A 10,146-nucleotide genomic window follows, 5' to 3' on the forward strand; every position below is an offset into this window, starting at 1 on the left:
CGGTCGCTGCGCTCCGGGGAGCCGGCGATGGCGGTCGAGTACGCCGAGCGCGCGGCCGAGCTGGCCCGCGACGGCGTGCCCCCGGCCGACCGGGTGGTGCACGCCCGGGCGCTGTTGCAGATCGGTCGCCCCGCCGACGCGCTGGCCTCGGCCGAGAAGATCGCCGCGAACTCCGGTGAACCGGCCATCCGGGCCGCCGCGTTGCTGCTCGCCGGGCAGGCCCAGCAGACGCTCGGGGACGCCGAGCGGGCCGAGCGCAGCTGGCAGGAGGCGTTGCAGGTGGCCACCGACGCCGGGCTGCCCACGGTGCGGGCCTCGGCGATGCGCCGCCTCGGCATGGCCGACTTCATCGCCGGCCGGCTCGGGCAGGCGAGCAGCCGGCTGGCCGCCTCCTACCAGGTCAGCCTCGCCGCGAAGGACCCGCGCGGGCAGGCCTGGTCGTTGCAGAACCTGGCCTGGGTGACCACCACCCGCGGCGACTTCGCCGGCACCGACGCGGTGCTCGGCCGGGCCGCCCGGCTGTTCGCCGAACTGAAGGACCCGTACGGGCGCGCCTGGCTGCGCGGCACCACGGCGTTCGCCCGCCTGCTGGCCGGCCGGCTGCGGGAGGCGTGCCGGCTGGCGCGGGTCTTCCTGCCGTTCGGGGAGCGGGTCGGCGAGGCGTGGGCGGTGGGCACGCTGCGGGCCGTCGAGGCGTACGCCACCGCCGAGCTGGGCGAGCTGGCCGAGGCGGACCGGGCGGCCCGCCGCGCCTACCGGGAGTTCGCCGAGGTGGGTGACGACTGGGGGCAGGGCTTCGCGCTCGTGGTGCGGGGCGTGGTGGCCCGCGGGCTGGGCGAGCCGGAGCACGCCGCCGACCTGTTCACCGACGCGCTCGCGTACGCCGCCCGCACCACCCATCCGCTGCTCACCGGGATGGCCGGCACGCTGCGCGGCTTCGTGGCGCTGGACATGGGCGACCACGAGACCGCGGAGCGGGAGGCGCGGTCGGTGCTGACCACCGTGGAGCCGCACAACCCGCAGGCGCCGGCCCAGGTCGCGCCGCGGGTGCTGCTCGCCATGGCCCGCGTCGCGGCCGGTGACCCGGGCACCGCGGTGGGACTGCTCGCCCCGGTCGCCACCGGCGCGGCCGACGCGCCGTCGCTGCTGTTCTCCCGCCGTCAGACGATGGCCCGGTACGCCGCCGCGCTGCTCGCCCACGGCCAGCGCGAGCAGGCGCTGGACTGGGCGCGGCGGGCGATCTGCGCCCCGGCCGAGGACGTCCGCAGTCAGGTGGTGGCGCAGCTGGTCCTGGCCGAGGCGCTGGAGGCCTGCGGACGTCCGGCGGAGGCGCTGGCCGGCGCCGAGGAGGCGGTGCGTCTGGCGTACGGCACCGAGCAGCGCAGCGAGCGGGCCGCCGCCGACGCGCTGCGGTCCCGTATCGCCGGCGGCTGACCACCCACCCCTGTTCTGCCGGTTCCGGGGATGTGCTCGTCGGTGTGTCCGGTTAGCGTGGGGCGGCTGCCGTCGGGATCGACGGCTTCCACCGGTGCGCCCGAGCGGTCACCGGCGGACCGTCGCTGGGGAGGAACGATGAGGCTGCCGCGCTCCGGCGCCGGCTGGACGATCGCGGTCTTCGGGCTGCTGGCGCTGCTGCTCGGCGCGCTGGGCCTGATCTGGCCGGAGACGCAGCTGCGCCTGCTCGGCTTCGAGGTGCCGGCGGAACGTGCTCCGGGTGACTACACCGGCACGTTCCTCACCGCGTCCTCGATGGCCTCGTTCAACATGGGGGTCTACTACCTGCTCGCGGTCGCCACCGAGTGGCGCCCGTTCTACCGGTTCACCGTCTGGTTCCGGCTGGTCACGTTCACCGTGTTCACCATCGCGGTGCTCTCCGACGTGGCGCCGGACCGGTTCTTCGGAGTGGCGGCGTGGGAAGGGCTGGGCGCGGTCGCGACCGCTGTCGGCCTGTGGTGGGACGCCCGCCGGGCGACCGCACCGACCGCCGGGTCGACCGGGTCCGACGGCTCCGCGCCGGTGCCGGCCCCCGACGCGGTGCGCTGACCGACCGGGACCGTTGGGTATTTTCGAGCCGTGACCGAGACCCCGCCCGGCGCCCTGCGGCTGCCCATCGTGCCCGGTCTGACCGATCTGAAGGTCTTCGCCCGGGGCGGGTACGCCACCGTCTACCGGGCCACCCAGATCTCCGTCGGACGGGAGGTCGCGGTCAAGGTCGAGAACCGCACGCTGGACCACGAGCGCGACCAGGCACGCTTCCTGCGTGAGGCGCGCGCGGCCGGACGGATGTCGTCCCACCCGCACGTGGTGGACCTCTTCGACGTCGGCGTCACCGTCGACCAGCACCCCTACCTCATCATGGAACTCTGCGACGGCTCGTACGCGGAGCGCATGAAGACCTCGCCGCTGGGCCCGCTGGAGACCCGCGACCTCGGAGTGAAGATCGCCGACGCGTTGGCCCACTCGCACGCCGCCGGTGTGCTGCACCGTGACGTCAAGCCGGCCAACATCCTGCACTCCGAGTTCAACTCGGCGGTGCTCGCCGACTTCGGCCTGGCGGTGCTGGCCGAGGTGCGCGACGCCTCGGTCACGCTGGAGGTGCTCACCCCGGCGTACGCGCCGCCGGAGATGTTCAGCCACAGCCCGCCCAGCCCCGCCGTCGACGTCTACGCGCTCTGCGCCACGCTCTACGCGGTGATGCACGGTCGTCCGCCGCGCTGGCAGTCCGAACGCAACCCGAGCCTGGTCACCGTGCTGGAGATGTTCCAGCAGCCGATCCCGGGCCTACCCGGCGTACCCGACGAACTGATCGACGTGCTCCGCCTGGGGATGTCCAACGACCCGGGCGAGCGCCCCTCCGCGGTCGAACTCCGCGGCCTGCTCGCCGCGCTCCCGCTCGACCCGGACGCCCCGGTCAGCGGCGTGCCGTTCCTGACTCCGGGCGGCGGCACCGCGGGTGGCCCGTACGGCCGCACCGGCGGAACCGGCCCGCGACCGTCCACCAAGGACGACCACCCGACCGTGCCGACCCGCAGCCGTCGCTGGCCCCGGCGCTGGTTCCTCGGCGGGGCCGGGGTGCTCGCGCTGGCCGCGTCGGCCGCCGGGGGCGCCTGGATGGCCGGCGGACCGCCGCAGATGGTGTCGCCGACCCCGGTGGCCACCGGGGTGGTCGAGGCCGGGGCGACACCGCTGCCGGGGTGCGCGTCGGTCGACGTCCGGCTCCCGGAGGGCGCGGTCTGCGGGGCCGAGCTGGAGTGCTACGGGCCGGTGCGGTTGCGACGCGACCGGGCCGAGGCGAGCCGGGTGCCGTGCGACGGTCGGCACACCTGGGAGACCTACGCGGCCGGTGACCTGCCGGTGGCGCTCAGTGGGGCGGGCCACGACACGGTCGCCGCCGACCCGGCCGTCCGGAAGGTCTGCAACGTCGGCACGTTCCAGCTGGTCAGCGGCATCGGGCCGGCGACCGGATGGAACCTGGAGGTGCTGCCGCCGGCCTCGACCGAGCCGGGCCGCACCTACCGCTGCCTGGCCGGGCGGGGCGTGGACGCGCTCGCCAGCCCCACCATCACCGGTCGCTGAGGCCGTTCACGGTCCGCTGCTGCCGCACGGCCCGGGGGTCGAGCGCCTCCAACGTGTCCGCGTCGACCGGATGGGCGCCGGGGGTGCGCAGGTTCCGCACCGCGCGCGGGTCGATCGCCTCCAACGTGTCGGCGTCCACCCCGTACCCCGGGTCCTGGGTCGGCCAGGTGCTCTCGGCCGGGGCCGGCGGAGGGCCGGACTGCCGCGCCGCGGTGACCGTCACCCCGGCGATCATGCCGAGCAGGACGCAGACCAGGGCCAGCACGACCGAGAGGATGCCGGGGGGTCGCCACACCGCCAGCGTCACCACCGCGACGACCGTCGCCACGGACGCGACGACGGCCTTCGCCCGCGCATCGGGCTTCCGGAACGAACTCACCCGACAAGCATGGCCCAGCGCGTCGACCTGTCAACCGCCGGCCCGGGACGGCTTCCCGTCACCCGCGTTCCACTTCGGAGCGGCGAAAAGCGTCGATCAAGAAAAAATCGTTACATCCTTTGGCTGTTTGCGGCGTCGGTCCGCGTTTGGGGGGCAGATCCGATGGCCGTCCCTCCCTAGAGTGACGAGGGTCGAGGTCTCCTCGACCGACCTGTTCCCCACCGGAAGGCAGCCACATGCCACGTGCAGTCCGGTCCCTGGCCGCAACAGGGATCGCCGGCGTCCTCCTCGCCGGACCGGCCGTCGCCCCCGCCGCGGCCGCCACACCGCAACCGCCCGCGTACGACCGCACCAGCGCGGCCGAGGCACGCCGGGTGGACCGCGTGCCGACGCCGAAGCTCGACTGGTACGCCTGCTACGACTACGCCGAGTGCGCCACGGTCCGGCTCCCGCTGGACTACGACAACCCGAAGGGCGCCACCACCGAGGTCGCGCTGCTCCGGGTCAAGGCCCGCGACCAGCAGCACAAGGTCGGCAGCCTCTTCCTCAACCCGGGTGGCCCCGGTGGCTCCGGCACCAGCATCGCGCTCGCCGCGCCCTACTTCCTCGGTGACGACCTGCTCGACCGCTTCGACATCGTCGGTGTCGACCCGCGTGGCGTCGAGGCCAGCGACAACGTCAGGTGCTTCCGGTCGGTCAAGGACCAGACCCGGGCGTACGCCGGGCTGAACGTCGCGTTCCCGTGGACGAAGGCGGAGGAGAAGGCGTACGTCACCGCGTCGAAGGCGGTCGGCAGGGCGTGCTCGACCACCGGCAAGCCGCTGACCGGCGCCGCGTCGACCGCCGAGGTGGCCCGCGACATGGACGTGCTGCGCCGGGCGGTCGGCGACAAGAAGCTCAGCTACCTGGGCTTCAGCTACGGCACCGCGCTGGGGCAGTACTACGCCAACATGTTCCCGGACCGGTTCCGCGCGCTCGTCGTCGACGGGGTGCTGAACCCGAACGAGTGGGTCGGTCAGGGCAAGGCCCGCGGCCAGCTCCAGGAGACTCGGCTGCGCAGCGCCGACGGCGCGTACAAGGCGCTGCACGAGATCCTGGTCCGGTGCGACAAGGCCGGTGCCGAGCAGTGCGCGCTGGCCGCCACCGGTGATCCGGTCGCCGCGTACGACACCGTGGCGAAGCGGCTGCGCAAGAAGCCGGCGGTGATCGAGGACCCGGACTTCGGCTCGTTCACCGTCACCTACGCCGATTTCGTCGGTGCCACGCTCGGCGCGCTCTACGACCCGTACGGCTGGACCTCCGTGGTGGACCTGACCAGCCAACTGCTGGCCGCCACCGACCCGGCCGCCGGCAGGGCCGCCGCCACCTCGGCCCGCCAGGCGCTCGCCGCCCGCGCGGCACAGGCCCGCCAGCAGCGGGGCTACGACTTCCCGTACGACAACGGGCTGGAGACGTTCCTGACCGTGGACTGCACGGACGCGTACCACCCGAAGAGCGCCGACGCGTGGCCGGCGCTGTCGGCCAAGGAGGACCAGCGCGCGCCGTACTTCGGGCGGGCCTGGGCCTGGGGCACCGCGCCCTGCGCCCGCGACACCTGGACCGTGCGCGACGAGGACGCCTACACCGGACCGTTCAACCGCACCACCGCCGCCCCCGTGCTGGTGGTCGGCAACTACTGGGACCCGGCGACCAACTACCAGGGTGCGGTCGGATCGGCCAAGCTGCTGCCGAACAGCCGCCTGCTGAGCAGCGACAGCTGGGGGCACACCGCGTACGGCACGTCGGCGTGCGTGACCGGCCGGGTCGACAGGTACCTGCTCACCGGCAAGCTGCCCGCCAAGGGCACGCTCTGCGTCGGTGACGCGCAGCCGTTCCAGGACGAGCCGGCCGCCGACCGGGCGGACGCGTCCAAGAGCGCGCTGGCCAAGGCCGGCGAGCCCGGCCGGGGCGAGCCGAAGCGGCTGCCGCCGGTGGCGACGCCGCGGCCCGCGGTCGGCACGCTGACCGTCCGCTGAGGACCCCCGGGGTACGGCGGGTGATCGGGCACCCGCCGTACCCCGGGCCCGGCGCGGCGCGGCGCAGTGTGCGCCGGCAGCTACCCTGAGTGCCCCCGCCGTCGTGTCCCCGATCGAGGTCGCCCGATGCCCGAGGTCCTTGCCCGCCACCGGATCCGTTCCCTCGCCACCACGCTGGCGGTGGCGCTGACGCTGACCCTCGCCGCCGTGGCCGGTTGCGACAACCGCCGCGAGCCGCCGCTGCCCTCGGTCCTCGACAAGCTGCGCGAGTCGCACATCGACGGGCAGGCGAAGATCAAGATTGGGGTGGCCACCACCGAGCCGTTGATGGGCGAGCTGCGCAACGGCACGCACACCGGCTTCGACGTGGAGATCGCCCGCTACGTCGCCTCGTCGCTCGGCTTCGAGGGAGACCAGCGCATCGAGTGGGTGTCGCTGGCCACCGAGGACCGCATCCCCGCGCTCCAGGGCGGCACCGTCGACCTGGTCGTGTCCAGCTTCTCCATCACCGAGGAGCGGGAGAAGCTGGTCAGCTTCGCCGGGCCGTACTTCGTCACCACGCAGGAGGTGATGGTGCCGAAGCGGCTGCGCGACCGCGTCCGCACCATCGAGGACCTGCGCCGCCCCGAGCTGAAGATCTGCACCAGCGGCGGCTCGACCACCGAGGCGGAACTGGAGAAGCACCAGGTCCGGGCGTACGTGGTGAAGGAGGTGGGCGACTGCGTCCGGGGCATCCGGGAGGGACGGTACGACGCGGTCAGCTCGGACGAGACCATCCTGGCCGGCTTCCTCTCCCAGTACCCGACCGAGTTCGAGATCGTCGACATGCCGTTCGGCACCAGTGAGCTGCTCGGCATCGGGGTGCCGATCGGTGACCCGGCGCTGCGCGACCTGGTCGCGTTCTTCCTGCAGAAGAGCTACCTGGAGGGGCGGGACGGGATCAGCAGCCCCTGGCTGACCGCGTACAACCGCACGCTCGGGCCCTGGTTGAAGGCGGACAAGTCCCAGCCGCAGCCGCTCAACGTGCCGAAGCTCGTCGACTTCGACGACAAGGCGCCCCGGCGATGACCGCGCCGGCGACGCTGCCGGACACCGTCGCACCGGCCCGCCCCGCGCCACCGCCGGCCGACCCGGCCGAACGGCGGGCCCGGGCCAGCCAGTCGTTCTGGACCGCGGTGGTCGGGGTGCCCGCCGTGTTCTCGGTGCTGCGGCTCGGTGTCGAGGCGGGCGGCGAGTTGCAGACCACGCTGCTGCTGGTGGCCAACGTCGGCACGGTCAATTTGCTGGCCGGCTTCCTCACCACGGCCGCCGCCCTGCTCTCCACCGCGCTTGTCGCGGTGTTCGCGCTCGGCGCGGTGCTGCGGGTCAGCGTCGACCGGATGTCGTCCGGGATGCGCCGCCCGCTCTTCGCGCGCTGGGTGGACAGCACCCCCGCCTGGTTCGCGGTGGCCAGCTTCCTGCTCGCGCTCGCCACCTGGCCGCTGCTCTACCTGCCGTTGCTGCTGCCGGCGTTCGTGGCCGCGTTCCAGCTCAGCCCGGAGCGGCTGCACGAGCAGCGGGTGCCCCGGCTGTTCCTGCTCGGTGCCGGCTTCGCCGGCTACCTCTGGCTGCTCGGGCCCACGCTGCTCGACGCCGGGCGGCAGGGGGAGGTGCTGGCGGTGGTGCTGCTCGTCGTACCCCCGGTCCTGGCCCTGTTCGTGACCGGTCCGCTCCCGGCGGCGGTGATCCGGCCGCTCGCGTCGATCACCGAGGCGGCGGTGCTGGCCATGCTGGTCTGGGCCGCGCTGCCGGTGATCAGTACGCCGGTGCTGCCGCTGACCGTGACCACCGTCGAGTCCGCGCCCGGTGTCACCGAGGACGTACGCGGTCACGTGGTCACCGTGGACGACGTCGACGTCGTGCTGCTCCAGGAGCGCGGTGGGGTCCGCTACCTGCCGGTCGACCAGGTACGCGCGCAGGTGCTCTGCCCGAGCGAGGACGAGCTGCCCCGGCGGCAGTTGCGGGTGCGTGACTTCCACGTGGAGGACTCGCTGCTGGAGGGGCTGGGCCGCCGGGTCCGCCCGGTGCACCGCATCGACGCCGCCTGCCGCACGGTCGACTGACCGCCCGCGTCCGCGCGTACGCGGCTCGGATCTTGGTACGGGGACGCCCTTGGAGGGGCGGGCGCGTACCAAGATCTCGGCGGATCGGGGACGCAGGGCGGTCGCCTCGCCACGTTCGTCCACCTGGCAGCCTCCCGCACGCAGATCCTGGAAGCTGAGGGCCCTTCCAGGGGCCGTTTGCTGCCACGATCTGCCCGAATCCAGTTCCGAACCCGAACCCGTGGCCGAGCGGGGTCCCCGCGTCGGCCAGCGCCGCAGCCCACAGCAGCTCGGCCGCGATGCCGGAGGTCAGCCAGCGGTCCAGCGCGCGTCCCGCCCGCTCGTCGGGCGCCGGACCACGGCGGTCAGTAGGACTTGTCCTGGGACAGGACGTGCTGGGCGACGAAGTTGAGGATCATCTCCCGGCTGACCGGGGCGATCCGGCCGGCCCGCACCGCGCCGAGCAGCGTCGCCACGCCGTACTCGGTGGTCATGCCGGCCCCGCCGAGCGCCTGGACGGCCGTGTCGACGGCGAGCGCGGCGGCCTCACCGGCCGCGTACTTGGCCATGTTGCCGGCGACGCCGGCCTCCAGGTCGCGACCGGCGTCGTAGAGCGTGGCCGCCTTGTAGATCATCAGTCGGGCCAGCTCCACCTGTACGGCCGCGTGGGCGAGCGGGTGCGCGACGCCCTGGTGCGAGCCGATCGACCGGCCGCCCCACACCTTGCGGGTGGCGGTGTAGTCGGACGCCTTCTCGATCGCGTACCGGCCGGTGCCGGCGCCCATCGCGGCGACCGTGATCCGCTCCGGGTTGAGCCCGGCGAACAGCGCCGGCAGGCCGGCGTCGAGCGATTCGCCGACAAGCGCGTCGGCGGGGAGCCGGACGTCGTCGAGGAAGAGCAGGAACTGGTTCTCCGGCGACAGGATCTCCATGTCCAGCTTGGACTTCTCCAGGCCGGGTGCGTCGGTCGGCACGATGAACAGCGCCGGCTTGAGCTTTCCGGTGGAGGCATCCTCGGTCCTGGCTACCACCAGCACGTGTCCGGCCTCGTCGACGCCGGAGATGTAGATCTTGCGGCCGGTGAGCAGCCAGTCGTCGCCGTCGCGGCGGGCGACGGTGCCGAGGCGGTGGAAGTTCGAGCCGGCGTCCGGCTCGGTGATCGCGAAGACGATCTTCTGGGAGCCGTCGGCGAGGCCGGGCAGGTGCTTCTTGCGCTGCTCCTCCGTACCGTGCTTGTTGATCACGGTGGCGGCGATGGCGGGGGAGACCACGAGCAGCAGCAGCGGGCAGCCGGCGGCGGCCAGCTCCTCGCAGACCAGCGCCAGCTCGGTGATGCCGCCGCCTCCGCCGCCGTACTCGGTGGGGATGTTCACCCCGAGGTAGCCGAGCCGGCCCGCCTCGTGCCACAGCTCGGTGGTGTGTTCGCCCGACTTCGCCTTCCCGACGAAGTAGGAGTGGCCGTACTTGCGGCTCAGCTCCCGTACGGCGTCGCGGAGCTGGTCCTGCTCGGGGGTGAGGTCGAAGTTCACTGCGGGTCCTCCTCGGGGTCGACCACGGCCAGTACGGCACCCGTCTCCACCTGACCACCGGCCGGCACCGGCAGCTCCGCCACCACGCCGTCGGCCGGGGCGAGCACGGGATGTTCGAGCTTCATCGCTTCCAGCGTCAGCAGCAGGTCACCGGCGGCGACACGCTGGCCGACCTCGACGTGCACCCGGGTCACCGCGCCGGGTAGCGGCGCGAGCAGCGACCCGGCCGCCAGCTCCGCGGTGGGCCGGGGCAGCCGGGGCAGCTCGGTGAGGCTCGCCGCCCCGTCCGGGCCGTCCACGAAGACCGACGACCCCACCCGGTGTACGCGGAACGCGCGCCGCACCCCGTCGACGTCGAGCACCACCCGCTCCGCGGCGGCGTCGACCACCGTCACGACCGGCGTGGCGTCGTCGGCCGGCGGGGACGCCGACCACTCGGCGAGCCCGCCGGCACGGTCGAGCCGGTAGCGGACCTCGATCTCCGCGCCGTCCGGCCCGGTGAACCGGGTGACCTGCGGAACCGCCGGCACGTTGCGCCACCCGGACGGCAGCCCGGCCAGCACCCG

General features: G+C 73.8%; 9 protein-coding genes. 6 read left to right on the forward strand and 3 right to left on the reverse strand.

What is annotated here, in order from left to right; all coding sequences use genetic code 11:
- The 3 genes from HUW36_RS16965 to HUW36_RS16975 form a co-directional block, all read left to right on the forward strand.
- Positions 1-1,434 (forward strand): ATP-binding protein (locus HUW36_RS16965; RefSeq protein WP_484502595.1); only part of this gene is annotated, 1,434 nt, incomplete at its 5' end.
- 138 nt (positions 1,435-1,572) lie between these two features.
- Entirely contained in the window at positions 1,573-2,043 is a 471-nt protein-coding gene (locus HUW36_RS16970) for a hypothetical protein (protein ID WP_174529067.1), read from the forward strand.
- Between the two features lie 30 nt (positions 2,044-2,073).
- Complete coding sequence (locus HUW36_RS16975) at positions 2,074-3,576, forward strand: serine/threonine-protein kinase (protein ID WP_174529068.1); 1,503 nt, start codon at positions 2,074-2,076, stop codon at positions 3,574-3,576.
- On the opposite strand, the gene HUW36_RS16980 is transcribed toward HUW36_RS16975, so the two are convergent.
- The gene (locus HUW36_RS16980) at positions 3,563-3,955 is read right to left on the reverse strand and encodes a hypothetical protein (RefSeq protein WP_174529069.1); all 393 of its coding nucleotides are present in this window, start codon (positions 3,953-3,955) and stop codon (positions 3,563-3,565) included. The genes HUW36_RS16975 and HUW36_RS16980 overlap by 14 nt on opposite strands.
- 236 nt (positions 3,956-4,191) lie before the next feature.
- Between HUW36_RS16980 and HUW36_RS16985 the strand changes: the two genes are divergently transcribed.
- The 3 genes from HUW36_RS16985 (at position 4,192) to HUW36_RS16995 (ending at position 8,072) form a co-directional block, all read left to right on the forward strand.
- On the forward strand, positions 4,192-5,970 hold the full coding sequence (locus HUW36_RS16985) for an alpha/beta hydrolase (protein ID WP_174529070.1): 1,779 nt from the start codon (positions 4,192-4,194) through the stop codon (positions 5,968-5,970).
- A 126-nt stretch (positions 5,971-6,096) separates the two neighbouring features.
- Complete coding sequence (locus HUW36_RS16990; protein WP_174529071.1) at positions 6,097-7,038, forward strand: transporter substrate-binding domain-containing protein; 942 nt, start codon at positions 6,097-6,099, stop codon at positions 7,036-7,038.
- Positions 7,035-8,072, forward strand: a complete 1,038-nt coding sequence (locus tag HUW36_RS16995; protein WP_174529072.1) for a hypothetical protein — start codon at positions 7,035-7,037, stop codon at positions 8,070-8,072. Before HUW36_RS16990 ends, HUW36_RS16995 begins: the two co-directional genes overlap by 4 nt.
- A gap of 344 nt (positions 8,073-8,416) precedes the next feature.
- Here HUW36_RS16995 and HUW36_RS17000 read toward each other — a convergent pair whose 3' ends face one another.
- Both HUW36_RS17000 and HUW36_RS17005 read right to left on the reverse strand, forming a co-directional pair.
- Positions 8,417-9,580 (reverse strand): acyl-CoA dehydrogenase family protein, encoded by a 1,164-nt coding sequence (locus HUW36_RS17000; RefSeq protein WP_174529073.1) that lies wholly within the window; start codon positions 9,578-9,580, stop codon positions 8,417-8,419.
- The coding region (locus HUW36_RS17005; protein ID WP_174529074.1) for a biotin/lipoyl-containing protein at positions 9,577-10,146 on the reverse strand (570 nt) is incomplete at its 5' end. The genes HUW36_RS17005 and HUW36_RS17000, both read right to left, overlap by 4 nt.

This window comes from Micromonospora maritima, from assembly GCF_902825405.1.
Taxonomy (GTDB): Bacteria; Actinomycetota; Actinomycetes; order Mycobacteriales; family Micromonosporaceae; genus Micromonospora; species Micromonospora maritima.